Source organism: Thalassobacter stenotrophicus (assembly GCF_001458315.1).
In the GTDB taxonomy this organism is placed as follows: domain Bacteria; phylum Pseudomonadota; class Alphaproteobacteria; order Rhodobacterales; family Rhodobacteraceae; genus Thalassobacter; species Thalassobacter stenotrophicus.
Map to the genome: position 1 here is coordinate 17,753 of NZ_CYRX01000025.1, position 19,322 is coordinate 37,074.

At 60.1% G+C, this 19,322-nt stretch carries 16 protein-coding genes; 9 read left to right on the forward strand and 7 right to left on the reverse strand.

Annotated elements, in window-relative coordinates; all coding sequences use genetic code 11:
* Nucleotides 1-23: 23 nt before the first annotated feature.
* The 5 genes from THS5294_RS07160 to THS5294_RS07180 form a co-directional block, all read right to left on the reverse strand.
* Nucleotides 24-1,166, reverse strand: a complete 1,143-nt coding sequence (locus THS5294_RS07160) for a murein hydrolase activator EnvC family protein (protein ID WP_233486431.1) — start codon at nucleotides 1,164-1,166, stop codon at nucleotides 24-26.
* The gene (gene gpmI / locus THS5294_RS07165) at nucleotides 1,151-2,677 is read right to left on the reverse strand and encodes a 2,3-bisphosphoglycerate-independent phosphoglycerate mutase (protein ID WP_058123211.1); all 1,527 of its coding nucleotides are present in this window, start codon (nucleotides 2,675-2,677) and stop codon (nucleotides 1,151-1,153) included. Before gpmI ends, THS5294_RS07160 begins: the two co-directional genes overlap by 16 nt.
* Nucleotides 2,678-2,731: 54 nt before the next feature.
* A complete protein-coding gene (gene rlmH, locus THS5294_RS07170) occupies nucleotides 2,732-3,202 on the reverse strand; it encodes a 23S rRNA (pseudouridine(1915)-N(3))-methyltransferase RlmH (protein ID WP_058123212.1) in 471 nt (156 codons plus the stop codon).
* Nucleotides 3,202-3,630, reverse strand: coding sequence for a ribosome silencing factor (rsfS, locus tag THS5294_RS07175; protein ID WP_082644972.1), 429 nt, complete (start codon nucleotides 3,628-3,630; stop codon nucleotides 3,202-3,204). Before rsfS ends, rlmH begins: the two co-directional genes overlap by 1 nt.
* A gap of 168 nt (nucleotides 3,631-3,798) precedes the next feature.
* A complete protein-coding gene (locus tag THS5294_RS07180) occupies nucleotides 3,799-5,154 on the reverse strand; it encodes a mechanosensitive ion channel family protein (protein ID WP_058123460.1) in 1,356 nt (451 codons plus the stop codon).
* Between the two features lie 288 nt (nucleotides 5,155-5,442).
* Here THS5294_RS07180 and leuC point away from each other — a divergent pair, with 288 nt between their 5' ends.
* Nucleotides 5,443-6,849, forward strand: coding sequence for a 3-isopropylmalate dehydratase large subunit (leuC, locus tag THS5294_RS07185; RefSeq protein ID WP_038006306.1), 1,407 nt, complete (start codon nucleotides 5,443-5,445; stop codon nucleotides 6,847-6,849).
* A 128-nt stretch (nucleotides 6,850-6,977) separates the two neighbouring features.
* Here leuC and fdhF read toward each other — a convergent pair whose 3' ends face one another.
* Nucleotides 6,978-9,740 (reverse strand): formate dehydrogenase subunit alpha, encoded by a 2,763-nt coding sequence (gene fdhF, locus THS5294_RS07190; RefSeq protein WP_058123213.1) that lies wholly within the window; start codon nucleotides 9,738-9,740, stop codon nucleotides 6,978-6,980.
* Between the two features lie 175 nt (nucleotides 9,741-9,915).
* Here fdhF and THS5294_RS07195 point away from each other — a divergent pair, with 175 nt between their 5' ends.
* From THS5294_RS07195 to THS5294_RS07210, 4 genes are read left to right on the forward strand one after another with little or no spacing between them, the layout of a single operon-like run.
* Nucleotides 9,916-10,566: a histidine phosphatase family protein gene (locus tag THS5294_RS07195; RefSeq protein ID WP_058123214.1), complete on the forward strand. Its 651-nt coding sequence runs from the start codon at nucleotides 9,916-9,918 to the stop codon at nucleotides 10,564-10,566.
* A 57-nt stretch (nucleotides 10,567-10,623) separates the two neighbouring features.
* A complete protein-coding gene (locus tag THS5294_RS07200; protein ID WP_058123215.1) occupies nucleotides 10,624-11,688 on the forward strand; it encodes a saccharopine dehydrogenase in 1,065 nt (354 codons plus the stop codon).
* A complete protein-coding gene (gene lhgD / locus THS5294_RS07205) occupies nucleotides 11,685-12,878 on the forward strand; it encodes an L-2-hydroxyglutarate dehydrogenase (RefSeq protein ID WP_233486432.1) in 1,194 nt (397 codons plus the stop codon). Before THS5294_RS07200 ends, lhgD begins: the two co-directional genes overlap by 4 nt.
* Before the next feature lie 42 nt (nucleotides 12,879-12,920).
* Nucleotides 12,921-13,250: a DUF2059 domain-containing protein gene (locus THS5294_RS07210; RefSeq protein WP_058123217.1), complete on the forward strand. Its 330-nt coding sequence runs from the start codon at nucleotides 12,921-12,923 to the stop codon at nucleotides 13,248-13,250.
* Between the two features lie 136 nt (nucleotides 13,251-13,386).
* Here the strand turns inward: THS5294_RS07210 and THS5294_RS07215 are convergent, their stop codons facing one another.
* Nucleotides 13,387-14,985, reverse strand: coding sequence for a GMC family oxidoreductase (locus THS5294_RS07215; protein ID WP_058123218.1), 1,599 nt, complete (start codon nucleotides 14,983-14,985; stop codon nucleotides 13,387-13,389).
* Between the two features lie 131 nt (nucleotides 14,986-15,116).
* Here THS5294_RS07215 and THS5294_RS07220 point away from each other — a divergent pair, with 131 nt between their 5' ends.
* The 4 genes from THS5294_RS07220 (at nucleotide 15,117) to THS5294_RS07235 (ending at nucleotide 19,322) form a co-directional block, all read left to right on the forward strand.
* The gene (locus THS5294_RS07220; RefSeq protein WP_038006313.1) at nucleotides 15,117-16,346 is read left to right on the forward strand and encodes a TRAP transporter substrate-binding protein; all 1,230 of its coding nucleotides are present in this window, start codon (nucleotides 15,117-15,119) and stop codon (nucleotides 16,344-16,346) included.
* 139 nt (nucleotides 16,347-16,485) lie between these two features.
* Nucleotides 16,486-17,154, forward strand: coding sequence for a TRAP transporter small permease (locus tag THS5294_RS07225; RefSeq protein WP_058123219.1), 669 nt, complete (start codon nucleotides 16,486-16,488; stop codon nucleotides 17,152-17,154).
* The gene (locus tag THS5294_RS07230; protein WP_038006315.1) at nucleotides 17,154-18,521 is read left to right on the forward strand and encodes a TRAP transporter large permease; all 1,368 of its coding nucleotides are present in this window, start codon (nucleotides 17,154-17,156) and stop codon (nucleotides 18,519-18,521) included. Before THS5294_RS07225 ends, THS5294_RS07230 begins: the two co-directional genes overlap by 1 nt.
* A gap of 15 nt (nucleotides 18,522-18,536) precedes the next feature.
* Nucleotides 18,537-19,322, forward strand: coding sequence for an IclR family transcriptional regulator (locus THS5294_RS07235; RefSeq protein ID WP_058123220.1), 786 nt, complete (start codon nucleotides 18,537-18,539; stop codon nucleotides 19,320-19,322).

The following is a 19,322-nucleotide window of genomic DNA, read 5'->3' on the forward strand; positions in this document are numbered from 1 at the left end:
CTTTTATGCATCAAGCGGCGGGCCTATTGGGCAAACCAATCCGCGGGGTCCACCGGTGTGTTCCGGTCTCTTACCTCTATATAAAGCGTCTCGGAGCGGCCTGCGCCACCACCTTGTCCCACCTCGCGCAGAAAATCCTGCGCGCGTGGCAAGGTGCCGCCCATCACGCCGACGGGTGCGCCTTGGTTCAGGATCGTTCCGGATGTGCCATAAGCCTCTGACATTCCAGCAAGAATGATCAATTCGTTGGGGCTGGGTTCAAGGATGATCACTTGCCCCTGGTCCAACAAGGGCCCAGCATAGCGAATGGTCGCGTCTAACGGAGATGTGACCAAAGCGCCGGGTGTTGTGGCGATAAGCCAGCCGTTGCGGACAATTCCGGCGGCATCTGCCTCGCCAAAGGTGCGCAGCACTTGGCCGGTGACGGGCAGGGGCAGGGCCGTGGTTGCGGCCTCGGGCGCGGGCGTCATGCCTGCACTAGACAACGTGCTCAGCCCATCGGCAAAGCCGGACAAAGTATCGGCGTTTTGCACAAGGGTCGCCATGGCGTCCGCGTCCTGTACAAATCGTTGGGGCCTGTCCGTGCGGTTGGATAGGGCGGTTGCCAGCTCGGTGCGTGCGGTCTGCACCTCGGCCAATCCTGTCTCTAGCGTTGTGCGGGCGTGGTTTTGCAGGTCCCGCAAAAGCGCAAGGTCAGCCAAATCTGTGCTGAGTGTGTCGACCTTTGCCTGTAAGGCGGGGGTGATCGCGGCCACCATTTGCCCCGCTTGGGCCGTGCCAACAGGCCCCGAAGGATGCAGGTTCAAAAGGGGCGCGGGCGTATGCCCAATCCGTGCAAGCACACCCAACAGTTGGGCCACCTCGGCGCGGCGGTCCTCAAATTCAGCCGTTAGCACCCGTTCGCGGGCATTGACCTGCCGCAGGCCATCGCGCAGCGCGGACAGCCCGTCCTCATAGGCGCGAACGGTCCGGGTAAGGGCCGCAATCCGGTCCGAGGCGCGGTTGGCATCCGCAAGCAGATCACCCGCTGCGATCAACTGCTCGGCTGCGGCGCGGGCCGTTTGTTCCAGCGTTTGTGCGCGGGCAGGCCCGATGGATAGCGCGCCCAACGTGCCCGCCAGTGTGGCGGCCATGATGACCGCGCGCAGGGTCATCCGAACAGGCACCGGCCTGTCATTTCGGGCGGTGGTTGCAGCCCCATCAGGGCCAGCACTGTGGGCGCGAGGTCGGCCAAACGCCCGTCCTGCATCGTCGCGCCTGTGGGGCCGCCGACCATGATCACCGGAACAGGGTTGAGCGTATGGGCGGTGTGCGGCGCGCCTGTCGTCGGCTCAACCATGGTTTCGCAATTGCCGTGGTCGGCGCAGATAATCGCGGCGCCGCCTTTGGCTTCTAGGGCCGCTAGGGCCGCACCAAGCCCGGCATCCACCGCTTCGCAGGCCTTGGCTGCCGCCGCGAGGTCCCCGGTGTGGCCGACCATATCGGGGTTGGCGTAGTTCACAACGATCAGGTCATAGCCTGCATTGATTGCGCCGATGAAATGCTCGGTCACTTCGGCTGCAGACATCTCGGGTTGCAAGTCATAGGTCGCGACTGCGGGTGATTTCGGCATGAACCGATCCTCGCCCGGTTCTGGCGTTTCCTTGCCGCCGTTCAAAAAGAACGTGACGTGTGGGTATTTTTCGGTCTCCGCGAGGTGAAATTGCCGTTTTCCGGCCTGAGCCACCCATGCGCCCAGTGTGTTTTCGACCTGTTTTTTGGGGTAGACCGTCGCCATAAAGGCGTTGTGCGCCTCGGAGTAGTCGACCATGCCCAACATATGCAGCGGCGTTTGTGTCCGCGCGAACCCGTCGAACGCAGGATCGGCCAGCGCGCTGAGGATTTCGCGGGCACGGTCGGCACGGAAGTTGAGGCAAAAGAACCCGTCGCCCGCGGCTATCCCGGTGTGACCGGGCAAGACCGTTGGTGCGATAAATTCGTCTGTTTCCCCTTTGGCATAGCTTTGCGCGACGGCGGTGGCTGCATCCGGGGCCGCATCGCCTTTGGCATAGACCATCGCATCATAAGCGCGCTCAACACGGTCCCAGCGTGTGTCACGGTCCATCGCCCAGTAGCGGCCGATGACTGTCGCGATCTGCGCGCCAGAGGGCAGGGCGGATTGAAGTTGGCCAAGAAAGCCATCAGCGGATTGCGGGGCCACATCGCGGCCATCGGTGATGGCGTGAATGGCCACGGGCACTCCGGCTGCGGTGATCGCATCAACGGCGGCGATGATGTGGGACAGGTGCCCATGCACGCCGCCATCAGACACAACGCCCATCAGGTGCGCAGTGCCGCCCGATGCCTTGAGGCTGTCGATCCAAGCCGTCAGAGAGGGCGCGGTGGCAAAGCTGCCATCCTCAACCGCCAGATCAATCTGGCCCAAATCCATCGCAACGACCCGGCCTGCGCCGATATTCATGTGCCCCACCTCTGAGTTGCCCATTTGCCCGCGGGGCAGGCCCACATCAGGGCCATGGGTAATGAGCGTGGCATTGGGGCAGGTCGCCATCAGGCGGTCCATCGTGGGCGTATGCGCCACATCAGGGGCCGATGTTGCGGGCGTGTCGGATAGGCCCCATCCATCCAGAATACACAGGACGACGGGCGCTTTGGCGGGGGTGGTTTGTTTGGTCATGGGCATCTTTTGGACCAAGGACCGTGGCGGGACAAGTCCCGGTAGCGGCGCGGCTTAGACCCTGTGGTAGGGGCTGCCTGCCAAAATGCTTGCGGCGCGGTACATCTGTTCGGCCAGCATGACCCGGACCAACATATGCGGCCAAACCATCGCGCCAAAGCTGAGGGTCATGTCCGCTTGCGCCCTGAGGCTTGAATCGATGCCGTCCGCGCCGCCAATCACAAAGGCCAGATCACCCCGGCCCTGATCGCGCACGCGGCCTAACCGGTCGGCGAACGTAGGTGATGTCATCACCTCACCACGTTCATCAAGACACCAGAGTGCGGCACCGGTCGGCAGCGCACGGCGCAGCAACTCGGCTTCAGCAGCCATGCCGCCGCCGCGTTTATCCTCAACCTCAACGACACGCGCAGGACCCAGTCCTAGACTGCGCCCCGTGCGGTCAAACCGGGTGAGATAATCATCGATTAACGCTTTTTCTGGCCCCTTACGGAGCCGGCCCACAACGCACAGGTGGACGCGCATCAGACCTTCGCGGCGTTCGCCGAGGCGGGGTCAGAGGGGCTGGCTTGCCACATCTTTTCCAGTTGGTAGAACTCGCGCACTTCAGGGCGGAACACGTGGACAATTACGTCACCTGCGTCGAGCAGCACCCAATCACCGGCGCCTTTGCCTTCGATTTTGCAGCTCCGGCCCAGTTGGACCTTAAGAACTTCGGCCAGCTTTTCGGACAGGGCGCTTACTTGACGGGTCGAGCGGCCCGAGCAAACCACCATGTGGTCCGCCATCGAGGTTTTGCCGCGCAGGTCGATCTGCACAATATCTTCGGCCTTTTCGGCCTCCAGCGATGTCAGGATAAGAGCAAGCGTAGCGTCCGAAGCGGCCGTGTCGCTGGTTGCGTGTGGCGCTGTCGTGGCGCCCGGGGTCTGAGCAGACAGGGTCTGATCCTCCAAAAAATGGTGCGCCTCTCGCGCGTCCTGTCCGTAGGCTACCAAAGGTTGAGCCGCAAAACAATGATATCCGCAGGTGTGCGGAAGCGGCCTGATGCCCTGTGATGGGCGGAATGTCCAGCCCCCATGGGTTAAGGCTACTGCGAACGGCGTATCGTGGGGCCTTAAACGTTAGGCCGGTGGTTGATCCGCGTCATGTTGTGCGGCGGGCAGCATCGTGACCTCTCGCTGAGGGAAGGGGATGGAAATGCCATGCTCGCGGAAGGCATCCCACAAAGCCAAGAACACATTGCCGCGAATGTTGGTCAGCCCGCCGGTGGGGTCTTTGATCCAAAACCGCAGGATATAATCCACCGAACTGTCGCCAAACCCCACGACATGGCAAACAGGCGGGCGGTGGCTGAGGACGCGGTCCACACCTTGCGCGGCTTCTATCGCGACCTTGCGCACCAGATGGGGGTCGTCGTTGTAAGCGGTGCCAAAGTGGATATCGAGGCGCACGAACTCATTGGAGTGGGACCAGTTCACCACTTGGCCTGTGATCAGGTCCTCATTCGGGATCAGATATTCCTTGCCGTCGCGGGTGACCACACTGGCGTAGCGCGCACCCAGCGTTTGGATCCAGCCAAAGGTGTCCCCAAGGGAAATCACGTCGCCGGGTTTGATCGACTTGTCCAACAGAATGATGACGCCCGACACAAGGTTCGACACGACCTTTTGCAACCCGAACCCAAGCCCGACGCCGATCGCCCCGGACAAAACCGCAAGCCCGGTCAGGTCGATCCCGACGGTTCCCAACCCGATAAAGATCGCTGCCCCATAAAACACGACTTGGATGACCTTGATGGCCAAAACCCGCATCGAGGGGGACATGTCCTCATTGGTTTGCAGCCGCTCAGCGGTGGTGCGGGTGATAAAGCGTGCGCCCATCACCAGAACCGCCAGAAGGGCCGCGCCTTGCAGGATTTGCCACAAGCTGATGGAGCTATCGCCCATCCCGATGCGGGCACTGTCCAACACGACCTGCGTGTCGTCATCCAGTTGCAGAAGGCGCAGTGTGATCCATATCCAAGCGGCCCAATTCACAATGCGGCGTAAGGCATTGTTTTTGATGAGCCGTGTGGCAAAGGCCACGATCAGCCAAGCGGTGGCCAGATTGGCCGCAATCGCAATCAGGTAGTAGCGCGAAGGAAACCGAAACATCTCTTGCATGATGGCCAAGGCGCCCCACGCAAGAAGGACAAAGACGATCCCACGCAACCGGTTGCGCACCACGACCAGCCAACGCAATTGCCACTTTGGCATGCCCTCGCGGGTGCGGACCCATGCCTCTAGCTTTGGGGTCAGGACCCTGCGCGCGCCTTCGGCAACCAACAACAGCACCACAAGGATTACGATCTGGGTCAGGCTTGAGATGCGCAAAAGTCCCGATGCGAAAAGCTCCGCCTGCCGCAGGATCATCTGCGCCGTGTCGCTGGCGACCTCTAGGGTGGTTGCGTCGGTTTGTGGACTGTCATGATTGGCCATTTGGGCAGAGTGCGCCACAGATGTGCCCGCGGCAAGGGCCATGGCTCCTCAGGTCGGCGCGCCGGATCTGAGGCTTGCGAAGGCGGTGTGAAACGCGTCCCTTGCGAAGGGCGCGATCCGGTTGTATCTCAGCGTCATGACGACCTTTATTCTCATGGATGATCGCGCCCGACTGCGTGAACGCTTTTACGGCGCCTCCATGAGCGTGCGCGCGCGGCTCGGCTGACCCGCCCACCCCTGAACAGACCACAGACGCTCACCAACAACATCACGGGAGAGGACCCCATCATGTCCCCCAAAACGCTCTACGACAAAATCTGGGACGCGCACCTCGCGCATGAAGCCGAAGACGGCACCAGCCTGCTATATATCGACCGCCACCTTGTGCACGAAGTGACCTCGCCGCAGGCGTTCGAAGGCCTACGCCTGACGGGCCGCACGGTGCGCGCACCAGAAAAAACCATCGCGGTGCCTGATCATAACGTCCCGACGACCCCGGGTCGTGAAGACCCCGCCAACATGACCGAGGATTCGGCCATTCAGGTGGCCGCGCTCGACAAGAACGCCAAGGATTTTGGTATTCACTACTATCCCGTATCTGACGTGCGTCAGGGTATCGTGCACATCGTCGGCCCCGAGCAGGGCTGGACATTGCCCGGCATGACCGTTGTGTGCGGCGACAGCCACACCGCGACCCACGGCGCATTTGGCGCGCTGGCCCACGGCATCGGCACATCCGAGGTTGAGCACGTTCTGGCCACGCAAACGCTGATCCAGAAAAAATCCAAGAACATGAAGGTCGAGATCACCGGCAAGCTGGCGCCGGGCGTGACCGCCAAGGACATCGTTCTGACCATCATCGGTGAGACCGGGACCGCAGGCGGCACCGGCTACGTGATTGAATACTGCGGTGAGGCGATCCGCGATCTGTCCATGGAAGGTCGTATGACCATCTGTAACATGGCCATCGAGGGCGGCGCACGCGCAGGCCTGATCGCACCAGATGAAACCACATACGCATATGTCGAAGGCCGCCCCCACGCCCCGAAAGGTGCCCAGTGGGAAGCCGCGATGAACTGGTGGAAAACGCTCTATTCCGACGATGATGCGGCATGGGACAAGGTCCTGACGATCCGGGGCGAAGACATCGCACCGACCGTCACGTGGGGCACCTCGCCCGAGGATGTTTTGCCCATCACTGCAGCCGTGCCATCCGCATCTGACTTCAAAGGCGGCAAGGTCGATGCAGCGCAACGTTCGCTCGATTACATGGGGCTAACTGCGGGCACGCCTCTGGCTGAGGTTGCCATTGATACGGTCTTTATCGGGTCTTGCACCAATGGCCGGATTGAGGATCTGCGTGCCGCTGCCGCGATCCTGAAGGGCAAAAAGAAGAAAGACGGGATCCGCGCGATGGTCGTGCCAGGGTCTGGCCTTGTGCGCGCGCAAGCCGAAGAAGAAGGCTTGGCCGACATCTTCAAAGAGGCCGGTTTTGAATGGCGCCTTGCGGGCTGTTCGATGTGTCTAGCGATGAACCCGGACCAATTGGCACCGGGCGAGCGGTGTGCCGCGACCTCTAACCGTAACTTTGAGGGTCGTCAGGGCCGGGGTGGGCGCACGCACTTGATGTCGCCCGCAATGGCAGCTGCTGCCGCGATTACGGGCCGTCTGACGGATGTCCGCGAGCTGATGTAGGCTCTTATCGGGCGCCTCGTAGGAGGCGCTCTTTAACTGACTAAAGCAAAACGCCGCCCATGATGACATGGGCGGCGTTTTGTATTTTGGCCTTGCTTGATGGGTTAACGGGCAGAGCGCCCATTAGCTTATTCGGCTGCTATCGCCGCCGGCTTTTCGGCTCGCACAGCGCTGAATTTGAACTCGGGGATCTTGCCGTATGGATCAACCGCCGAGTTGGTCAGCAGGTTCGCCGCCGCCTCAACGTATGCAAAGGGCAGGAACACCATGTCCGGGGCCACGGCGCGGTCCGCCCGCGCCATGATCGTGACCGATCCGCGACGTGTGGTCAGTTGCACCATCTCACCGGGGTTTACCCCAATTTTTCTGAGGGTTGAGGGGTGCAGCGATGCGTTCGCTTCCGGCTCAACCGCGTCCAAAACGCTCGACCGCCGGGTCATGGAACCGGTGTGCCAATGCTCAAGCTGCCGCCCGGTGGTCAGGATCATCGGGTAATCCGCATCGGGGGCTTCGGCCGGTGGGATCACATCAGCGGGTGTGAAGCGCGCGCGCCCTTCGGGCCGTGGAAACCCGTCTGAGAAAACAATGGCTTGACCGGGGTCCGTGGGCGAAAGGGACGGGTAAGTCACCGCATTTTCGCCCTCAAGCCGATCCCATGTGATGTTGTCGAGGGACTTCATAAAGCCCTTCATTTCGGCGAAAATCTCGCTTGGATGGGTGTAGGTCCAGTCCAGCCCGCAACGTTTCGCAAGTTCGGTTGTGATCCACCAATCCTCTCGCGCCTCACCTGGAGGTGCGACGGCGGGCCGTCCCATTTGGACCTGTCGGTTGGTGTTGGTCACAGTGCCAGATTTTTCTGCAAAGGCAGAAGCGGGCAGGATCACATCAGCGTAGTTCGCTGTTTCCGTTATGAAAATATCCTGGACCACGAGGTGATCCAGCTTGGCGAGGGCTGCACGCGCGTGATCCACATCCGGGTCCGACATGGCGGGGTTCTCACCCAAGATATACATCGCTTTGATCTGATCGGCGTGGATGGCATCCACAATTTCGGTGACCGTCAGGCCCTTTTCAGCCGAAAAATCGCCGCTGCCCCAAACGTCGGTAAATGCGCTGCGCACACCGTCGTCGGTGACGGTCTGATAGTCGGGCAGGAACATCGGGATAAGGCCCGCATCAGATGCGCCCTGCACGTTGTTTTGCCCACGCAGCGGGTGCAAGCCAGAGCCGGGCCGCCCCACTTGACCGGTCATAAGCGCAAGTGAAATCAAGCACCTAGAGTTGTCTGTGCCGTGGATGTGCTGGCTGACGCCCATACCCCAGAAGATCATCGCGGCTTTGGCGCCTGCGAATGTGCGGGCCACCTCGCGTAGGGTTTCTGCGTCGATCCCGCAGATCGCCTCCATCGCTTCGGGGGCAAAGCCTGCGAGGTGCGATTTCTCCGCTTCCCAGTTTTCGGTGTAGGCGTCGATGTATTGTTGATCGTAGAGTTTTTCTTCCACGATTACGTGCATGATCGCGTTCAGCATCGAGACGTCCGCTCCGGGGCGGAATTGCAGCATGTGGCTCGCGAACCGTTTCAGTGCTTGTCCCCGTGGGTCCATCACGATCAGCTTGCCGCCGCGCTTGGTGAATTGCTTGAAGTACGTCGCTGCAACGGGGTGGTTTTCGATCGGGTTCGCGCCGATGACGATGGCCACATCGGCGTTTTCAATTTCATTGAACGTCGCCGTGACCGCGCCCGAACCCACGTTTTCCAATAAGGCCGCAACCGATGACGCATGGCACAGCCGGGTGCAGTGATCGACGTTGTTATGGCCAAACCCTTGGCGGATAAACTTCTGGAACAAATAGGCTTCTTCGTTGGTGCATTTGGCAGAGCCAAAGCCTGCAACATCGCGCCCGCGTCCCTTGAGGCCCGCGCTTGCGGCCTCTAGCGCTTCTTCCCAAGTGGCTTCGCGGAAGTGTGTTTGCCAGTTTGCTGGATCCACATTCAACCCCTTGGCAGGGGCGTCATCGCGGCGGATTAGTGGTTTGGTCAGGCGATGATCGTGGTGGATATAGTCAAACCCAAATCGCCCTTTGACGCACAAACGCCCTTCGTTTGCGGGACCATCGATGCCCTCAACAAACTTCACGCGGCCGTCTTTGACCTTGAGAGAGACCTGGCAGCCGACGCCGCAGAAGGGGCAAACGCTCTTAACTTCTTCGTCATAATCCTTGCTGTCGCCGACCTGTTCTGCGTCCACCACAGTGGCGGGCATCAACGCGCCCGTGGGGCAGGCTTGCACACATTCACCGCACGCCACGCAGGAGCTTTCGCCCATAGGGTCGGCGAAATCGAACGTTGGATAGCTGTCGTGCCCGCGACCGGCCATGCCGATCACGTCATTGACCTGCACCTCGCGGCAGGCGCGCACGCACAAGCCACATTGGATACAGGCGTCCAAGTTGACGGACATCGCAACGTGGGTGTCATCGAGCAGGGGGATGCGCTCAGCCTCTAGGGTCGGCAGGCGGCTGGTGGTGACGCCATTCGCCTCGGCCATGTCCCACAGGTGGCTGGATTTATCATGGGCCACATCGCGCTCGGGCTGGTCGGCCACAAGCATTTCCATGACCATTTTGCGTGCCGCCACCGGACGCGCCGAGGCAGTATTCACCACCATACCTTCGGCCGGTTCGCGGATACAGGATGCGGCCAAGGTCCGCTCGCCTTCAATCTCGACCATGCAGGCGCGGCAGTTTCCGTCGGGGCGGTAGCCCGGCGCGGGCTTGTGGCACAGATGCGGTATCACGAGGCCGCGGCCATTCGCGACCTCCCAAATCGTCAGCCCAGCGGGTGCCTCGATCTGTTCGCCGTCAAGCGTGAAACGGATGGTGTCGGTCATGTCTAGCGCTCTCCCGGTCGCATTTCGTGAAACCCTAGCCCATTTTTTCACTTCCACAAAAGGACATCCGCGACGCGCCATCGTCCGTTTACGCCCTGTGTGGCAGCTATCGGCCATTGGCTTTTCCGATAAGAAACGGCATGACCCTAAGGGAGCCAAAAGAGGGCAGGAAAAGATGGCAGAAATCGTGTTGGTGCGCCACGGTCAGGCGAATTCAGCGGCAAAAGATGAGCTGAGCTACGACAGGTTGTCGGACCTCGGTCATCAGCAGGCGCGCTGGTTGGGAGAGCATTTGTCCGCCACCAACGGGCATTTTGACAACGTTATTTGTGGCGACATGCGGCGGCATCGTGAAACGGCTGCGGGCATCGGGTTCGACAACCCCCAAGTCGATGCGCGCTGGAATGAGCTGAGCTATTTCGCCCTGTCCGAAGCCCTTGAACGGAAAACAGGCGCGCCCCATCCGGGCGACACGGGCGGGTTTATCACGCACGTGGATGAGGTGTTTTCGCATTGGAAGGCCGATGGGTTGGACGACGTGCCTGAAACCTACGCCAACTTTGATGCCCGCGTTACGGCCGCGTTAGAGGATGCTGCGCAATTGGGTGGGAGGAGCTTGGTGGTGACGTCCACCGGGGTGATCGCGATGGTGTTGCGCCATGTGCTAGACCTAAGCCACCATGGCCACATGAAGATGATCGTGCAGACTGCAAATACATCGCTGCACCGGGTCGAGCGGTTACATGATACGTTTTATGTGGCCGAATACGGGGCGACGCCGCATTTGGATGCGCCAGAACGGCGCGCCGCGCGCACGCACTACTAACGACGGCTGCAACGGATCGCCTTTGCAAAAGGCGGACGCCTTGGGGGAGGAGATCACATGGTACATTTATGGGTACGCGCCGAGAGCCGCGAACATGAACAACGCGTTGGCGTCACGCCAGAGGGCTGTGCAATCCTCATCGCGCGCGGTTTTCAGGTCACGGTTGAGCAAAGCCCAACCCGGATCATCGAGGCCGAAGCATACCGCGCCGCCGGGTGCGCCATCGCACCCGAGGGGGCTTGGACTGGGGCGCCCAAAGATGCGATTATTTTTGGCCTCAAGGAGTTGCCCGAGGATGGCACACCTCTGATCCATCGCCACATCATGTTTGGTCACGCCTACAAGGGACAGCCCGCAGGGCAGGTCTTGTTGCAGCGTTTTCGTACAGGTGGTGGGGCGCTCTATGACCTCGAATATTTGGTCGATGCCCAAGGCCGCAGGGTGGCGGCGTTCGGCTATTGGGCGGGATACGCAGGAGCGGCCGTGGCCTTGATGTGCTGGGTCGCGCAGCAGCGAGGTGCCCTGTGTGGGCCCGTGGATGCCTATGGGACCGCTGACGATATGCGCGCCGCATTGCGCGCGGATTTGGCGGACATCAACGCGGCCCCGCCCACCGCCCTAATCATCGGGGCCTTGGGGCGTGTGGGCGCAGGGGCCGCAGATTTGTGCGCCGCGATGGGCGTGGCCGTGACGAAATGGGATATGGATGAGACCGCCCATGGCGGCCCCTTCCCAGAGGTCTTGGCCCATAACATCTTTCTGAATTGCATCCTTGCACGGCCCGGCACCCCGGTCTTTGTGGCCAGTGACGCAGGTGCCGCGGCACGGCAATTGTCGGTCATCGGCGACATTGCCTGCGACCCGGACAGCGCGTTTTCCCCGATCAAGGTTTATGACCGTGTCACCACGTGGGAAACACCGGCGCTGCGCGTCCACGATGCCCCGGCGTTGGATGTCACAGCTATTGATAACCTTCCCTCTATGCTGCCGCTCGAATCCTCTGAGGATTTTGCCGCACAGCTTTTGCCGGTCCTGATGGGGTTGGATCAGCTGGATGTGGACATCTGGGGGCGGGCGGCACTAGCCTTTCGGGAGGCAATTGGGGGGCTGGGCGCGGAATGAGCCAGATGTACGATTATCTTGTGATTGGCGGGGGTATTGTTGGCGCCTCAACCGCGATGCAACTGGGGCAAACATACCCCGACGCGCGCATCGGCCTGATCGAGAAAGAGCCCGATTTGGCCGCACATCAGACGGGCCACAACAGCGGGGTCATTCACGCAGGCGTCTATTATGCGCCGGGCAGCATGAAGGCGCGGTTTTGCCGGGCGGGTGTGGATGCGACCCTCGCGTTTTCGCGCGCCCACAACATCCCGGTAGAGCAAAGCGGCAAGATGATTGTCGCCACTGAACACAGTGAGCTGGCTCGCATGGCCGACCTGCATGAGCGCGCCACGCAAAACGGGCTTCAGATCACGCGCCTCGGGGCCGAGGAATTGTCGGAGCGAGAGCCTAACGTGCGCGGGGTTGGGGCCTTGTTCGTGTCGGTCACGGGCATCGCGAACTACCCCGCGATCACGGTCGCGATGGGTCGGGAAATCACCGCACAGGGTGGCGATTTGCATCTTGGCCAAACCGTGCGCGCCATCGCAGAGCGGGCCGATAGCGTCACGGTTGAGACGGATATGGCCACGTATCAAACCCGGCAACTGGTCGTGTGCGGCGGGCTGCAAGCGGACCGTTTGGCACGCATGGCAGGCCTTGAGGCGGATTTCGCGATTGTGCCGTTTCGTGGGGAATATTTTCGGCTCGCGCCACGCCATGACGACATCGTTCGCAGCCTGATTTACCCGGTGCCCGATCCGTCGGTCCCCTTTTTGGGTGTGCACCTGACGCGAATGATCGGCGGTTACGTGACGGTCGGTCCGAACGCGGTGCTGGGGCTGTCGCGTGAAGGTTATGCCAAGACAGATGTGTCCTTGCGCGATATGGCCGAGATGGCGGGCTACGCGGGGTTCTGGCGTGTAATGGCCAAAAACCTAAGCCACGGCGTAGGAGAAATGCGCAATTCGCTCAGCCGAAAGCGGTACCTTAAACTGTGCCAGCGCTATGCTCCGGGGTTGGAGCTAGAAGATCTGCAACCCTATCCTGCGGGCATTCGGGCGCAAGCGGTCGCGCGCGACGGTACGTTGGTGCATGACTTCTTGCTCAAGCGGACGGCGCGGATGCTGCATGTGTGCAACGCGCCGTCTCCCGCGGCCACATCCGCGTTACCGATTGGCGCGCATATCGTTGAAACGCTGGCGGGCTGACAAACCCCAAGTCCCAATTTGATGACCGAAAAAGGATATTTCATGAAGCTTTTCCCCTTGGCAGTAGCATTTGCTCTGATGGCTTTTCCCGCGGCGTCGCAAGACAACCGGGCCCTCGCGCAGCAGTATGTTGAGCTGCCCACTGTGCAGAAAATGATGGACGATCTTTTCGCCCCCGAGGCTCTCGCAGGTGGTGTTTTGGCGCAATTGCCGCCCGGCATGCAGGTCAGCCAAGACCAAGCGACCCGGCTGGGTGAGACGATGGCCAAATCAATGGCGAGCCTTCGTCCGCGTATGGTGGAGTTGATGATCACCGGGTCCGCCGCGACGTTTTCGGCCGCTGAGCTAGAGGCGCTGATCGCCTTTTATTAATCCGAACATGGCGCAGAGATCATGGCCAAGATGCCTGTTTTGATGCAGTCCACGATGCAGCAAATGGCCCCAAATATTCAGGCCCTCCAGATGGAGCTCGGCCCCCAGATTGAGGCGATCTTGCGCGAATAGCCGCTTAGTTTACCTCTGATAGGATCAGGTCGGCGCATTTCTCACCGATCATGATCGCGGGCGCGTTTGTGTTGCCCGACACGATTTCCGGCATGATCGAGCAATCCGCCACGCGCAGCCCGTGGATACCGTGTACGCGCAAGGCCGCATCCACCACCGCCGTCTTGTCGGTGCCCATTTTGCAGGTGCCCGTCGGGTGATAGATCGACGCCGTGTTCGAGCGCGCCCAATCAAGCGTCGCGTCATAATCATCCATCGGCAGGTCGGCATTGGGCCGAAACTCTTGCGATATCTTCTCGGTCAGGGGGGCGTGGCGTGCGATCCGGCGGGCGATGTTGACGCCTTCAACCACGGTATCGCAGTCGGTCTTGGTGCTAAGGTAATTGGGGATGATTGCGGGATATGCGCGCGGATTGCGCGACTTGAGCCGAATCTCACCCTTCGATTCGGGGCGAAGCTGGCACACCGACATCGTAAAGGCCGAAAACGGGTCCGCACCTTTGCCTGGGTTTTCGGCCGATAGGGGTTGGACGTGGAATTGGATGTCAGGTGTTTCAACCGTTTCGCGCGTTTTCAAAAAACCAGTCGCAAGGCTTGCGGCCATGGTCATTGGCCCCGTGCGGTTGGCCACATAGCGCAGCCCGATCTTGGCCTGCCCCCAAAGAGAGCGGACCTCGTCGTTCAGCGTCGGCTCGTTGCATTTGTAAACCAACCGCGCCTGTAGGTGGTCTTGCATGTTTTTGCCAACGCCGGGCAGGTCGGCCTGCACCTCAATCCCGTGCTCGGCCAGTTGGGCTGCCTCACCAATGCCCGACAGCATCAGCAGTTGCGGCGAATTGATCGCGCCGCCAGAGAGGATCACTTCGCGCGCAGCTTTGACATGATGCACGACACCGCCGCGATCCGTGTATTCGACCCCTGTGCAGCGGCCGTTCTCTAGCGTGACGCGGTCAACCTGCGCATGGGTGACGATTCGCAGGTTGGGCCGCTTGCGCGCCGGGTTCAGATAGGCCACCGCCGCCGAACATCGCCGCCCATTGCGCGCGGTCAGCTGGAAAAAGCCCACGCCCTCTTGGCTTGCGCCGTTGTAATCGGGGTTGAACGGATACCCTGCGGCCTGCGCGGCCTTGACCCATGCGTCGGTAATCGGGCGCTCAATCCGCATGTTGGAGACGGACAGGGGACCATCGCTGCCGTGAAATTCATCTGCGCCGCGCTCATTGCTTTCGGCGCGTTTGAACAGTGGCAGGACATCATCCCATGACCAGCCTTTGTTGCCCATCTGGGCCCAGCGATCGTAGTCTTGCGCTTGGCCGCGCACGTACAAAAGCCCGTTCAAGGAGGACGATCCGCCTAGCACTTTGCCCCGTGGCCACTCGATTGAGCGGCCATTCAGACCCGGATCGGGTTCGGTTTTGTAGCACCAATCGACTGCCGGATTGTGGATTGTCTTGAAGTACCCAACGGGAATGTGAATCCACGGGTTCAAATCACGTCCACCGGCCTCTAGCAGAATCACGCGATTTTTTGGGTTTGCACTCAATCGGTTAGCGACAACACACCCAGCGGAGCCTGCGCCCACGACTACATAATCTGCTTCCATTGAGAACTTTCCCTCCTCAAAATCGCCTAAAAGTGCGACCTTCTGTCAAAAATCTCTATACAAACCAAAAATCATATACTAGCCTTTTTTGAAACTATAAGTCTCAATAATGGGTCAAATGGGAGGACCACATGAAAGTAAGCGATAAACTCGCGCGCATGACGCGTCGGGATCTGTTTAAGGTCGCGGGGAGCTACGGTATGAGCTCCACGCTGCTGGCGGCAGGGACCTTCGGTGGCGCAATGACGGTTGCTGAGCTGGCGAAAGCGGCTGAGTCGACCTACGAAAAGCGCTTCGCGAAAGAAGCTAAGCACGTGCTGAAGTTTGGCGCGGCTGGCTTTAACCAGCGCAACCTGCTCATCGAGCGGGCTGGTTGTCTTGAGTTCGCACGCGACCTCGAATCCCGCACGGATGGGGAGATCCGTGTTGAATTCATCGGCGACAACCAAATCTGTGGTCAGCTTTCTTGCGTTGAAAAAGCGCAGCAGGGCATCATCGACATCTACGCCGCCTCCACGCAGAACTCTGCTGGTGGTGCGCCTTATCTGAACGTTCTGGATTACGCGTACATGTTCCGTAACCGCGCGGATCAGTACCACTTCCTCTACTCGCCAGAATCGCAGCGCATCCTGCGTGAGCCGTTTGAAAAGCGTCACGGGCTGAAATTCCTGTTCTCGCACGCGGAACTGCGCGGCATCCAGATGGGTCTGGCATGGGAAGATCGTCCCACGATCACCAAACTGGAAGAGATTTTTGGCACCAAAAACCGCGTGACGGGCACCCAGCTGGGTCGGATCGCGATGCAGGCGCTGAACCTCAACCCAGTGCCAATCGCGTGGGAAGAAACCCTCGATGGCCTCAAGCAGGGTCTGATCGATGGTGCTGAGACATGGGCATCCGCCGTGGCATACGCCAACATGGGTCCTGTTGTGTCTCAGTCGGTGAACCTGAACTTCTTCTGCGGTACCGAGCACACAGCCATGAACGCAGAATCGTTCGACGGTCTGTCCGGTGATCTGCAGGATGCGGTGATGGAATCGTCCTACCTTACGCAGGTTCATGTCCAAGCGGCCAACGAAGCCGCCCTCGTGAACACCGTGGGTCAGTCCGATCCGATGCTACCAAACACGATCTTTGCACAAAACAACGTGCGCAACGTGTTCCTGCCCGACAGCGAGATCAAAATGGCCGAGGAAATGTGCTCGCCCGAGTTCCAACCACAGCTCTGGGAGCAGTGGCGTGAGCGGATCAACGGCTGGGCCGGTGGTATCGATACATACCAGGACATCTACAACGAAGTCCGCACCAACACCCACACACTGGCCGAAAACGTCGAACCCCGCCGTTGGTGGAAAGCGTAATCGCCTAAATATGCCAAAGGGCCAATCCCCGTGTGTCGGGGGTTGGCCTTTTTTTTCGGTAAAACCATGATCCGGACAACCGGACGGGTTCGGCCCTGAAAAGGGGCCTTTTTTAGAGTTGGAATAGGAGGGACGACCCATGGAAATGGTGTCGGATATGGGGACCATCATCTCGGCGATGATCTCCGGGGATGTCTGGGCGATCAGGCAGGCGCTGCGGGCGGATGCCGCCTATGCGCTGGGCGCCATTACGGTGACCGTCGCGGGATATGGGATGATGATGCTCTACCGGGCAGTGCCCGTTATCGAGCGTCAGCTGGAACGCACGGTTATGGTGGGCAGCTACTTGGCGATTGCCTACATTATCTTTTCGGGCGTGATCGAGCGGTTTGTGTTTAACGACCAAGAGCCTTGGTCCACGACGATCCCGCCGTTCCTGTTCATGATCATGGCGTGGTTTGGCGCGTCCTATAACGTGCGGCTGCGCACGCACCTCAGCTTTAACGAATTTCGCATGAACATGCCACGTGCCGCACAGTACATGTGCCTGTGGCTGGATGCGGTTTTGTGGTTCGTCTTTGCTGTCATCGTCTTTGTGACGACGGCGCGGCAAACCGCACTTGTGGCCGATAACTTTGCCATCGTGATGGGGACCGACAATGTGATGCAGTGGTGGTTCCTAACGGCCGCACCTATCGCGTTTGTGCTTTTGGTCACCCGTGTCTTCCAAAACCTAAGCGACGATATCCGCGCGTGGCGCAACAATGAGCCGCTGATCAAACAAGCTGTTATCGGGGGGGATACGTAATGGCTGAATGGACTGATGGAACCTGGGTCACGCTGATCTCATTGACGGTGACGTTCCTGTTTATGCTCGGCGTGCCGGTGTTGTTGGTGATCTCGTATTGGATCATTGGCTGCTCGTTCGTGCTGGGCCTGACGCTTGATAACATGGGCGCTGAGCTGTTGAACGTGTTCAACAAGGGCTTTGCGCTTCTGGCGATGCCGCTGTTCATTTTGACGGGGGACCTGATTAACAAATCAGGCATCGCGCGCAGGCTGTCTGATTTTGCGTATTCCTGCCTTGGTTGGCTGCGGGGCGGTCTGGCGATGGCGGCGATTGGGGCCTGTGGTCTGTTCGCGGCGATCTCTGGGTCAAACTCTGCGACGACGGCGACGATCGGCTCGATGCTGCACCCCGAGATGGTCAAAGGTGGCTATGATGAGCGTTTCTCGGCCGCGACTGCTGCGGCAGGCGGCACGGTCGGGATCATCATCCCGCCCTCGATCATCTTCATCGTGTATGGCTTCTTGATGAACCTGCCCATCTCGGACCTGTTCGTGGCGGGCATCTTGCCCGGTGCGCTGATGGTCTTTGGCATGCAGTTCGCCTGCTGGCTGATCTGCCGTGCAAACGGCTGGGGCTACCTGATCCCGATCCAACTGAACCGCATCTTGAAAACGGCGTTCGGAGCATGGCTTGGGTTCTTTGCTATTGGTCTGGTGCTTTGGGGCATCTACACCGGCAAATTCTCACCCACCGAGGCGGCGGGTGTGACAGTGGGCTTCTGCATCATCGCAGGCATCCTCAGCTATTATGCGACTAAGTTCTTGCACGTGGACAACACGCAAGCGCTTGAGCAGAAGAGCTTTGCCTCCATGTTTGTGGTCGAAGGCTTCAATGTGGGTGACATCCCGTCCATCGTGATCCGCTCGGCGCAGATCACCGGCATTCTGGCGCCGCTGATCGCGGTGTCGGTGGTGATGCAACAGATCCTGTCGCTGTTGGGCGCACAGGAGGTCATTGGCGGATTCCTCACGGCGATGGGCGGCTACTACGCGGTTCTGTTCACGGCGATGATCATTGTGTTCATCTCGGGCATGATCCTCGAGTCGCTGCCGGTCACGATTATCCTTGCCCCGATTTTGGCCCCGATTGCGGCCAGCGTGGGGGTCGATCCGATCCACTTTGCGGTGATTTTCTTGGTCGGTGCGTCGATTGGTTTCATCACACCTCCCTATGGTTTGAACCTATACGTCGCCTCCGGAGTGACCGGGGTGCAGTATTTCCGCATCTTGCGGTACATCTTTCCGTACCTTATCGCTCTGATCTCGGTATGGATTTTCGTAGCACTGGTGCCGTCAACGGCTCTGTCGCTGCTGCCCAACAGGTAACTGGGACGCATAGGTATGGCTGAGGACACCGCAAAATCGAATGCGGACGAACATATTCCCACTAACCTCCGGTTGCTTCGGCTGCTGGAGGAGGTGGCCAAAGCGGGCACGCCCGTGACGCCATCTAATGTGAATGATACCCTCGGCCTGCCCAAGCCCACCCTGCACAGGCTGTTTCACACCGCCGAACAGGAGGGCTTTTTACAACGGGATCTCGACGGGCGGAGCTATAGCCCCGGCCGTCGTCTGCGCCACCTCGCGGTGGATACGCTCAGCTCGGAGAGGGTGCGCACCGTGCGCATTGCCGTTCTCCGTTCAATCGTCGATGCCGTAGGTGAGACCTGTAACATCGCCATCGCCGACCGTGACGGAATGTACTACCTCGACCGGATCGAAAGCGCGTGGCCCCTTCGGATCGCTATGCCGGTGGGCACGATTGTGCCCTTCCACTGCACCGCATCGGGTAAACTATATCTGTCGTCGCTTCGGCCGGACTATCTGGATCGCTATCTGCGCAATGCACCGCTTGAGGCGCATACAGGCAACACCGTAACCGATCCGGCTGCGCTCAAGACGAGCATGGCGCAAATTCGGGCGAAAGGGTATTCGGTCGATGATGAGGAATACATGGAAGGCATGTGCGCCATCGCCGTGCCCATCAAAAGCGATCAGGGGCGGCTGCTATGTACCCTATCGATCCACGCTCCGACCCAGCGGCAGTCAGTGCATGATCTGATGCACCACCTCGATCGGTTGATCGACGGCGCCGCAGAACTCGCGTCTGTTGTGTCCGAGGCTTAG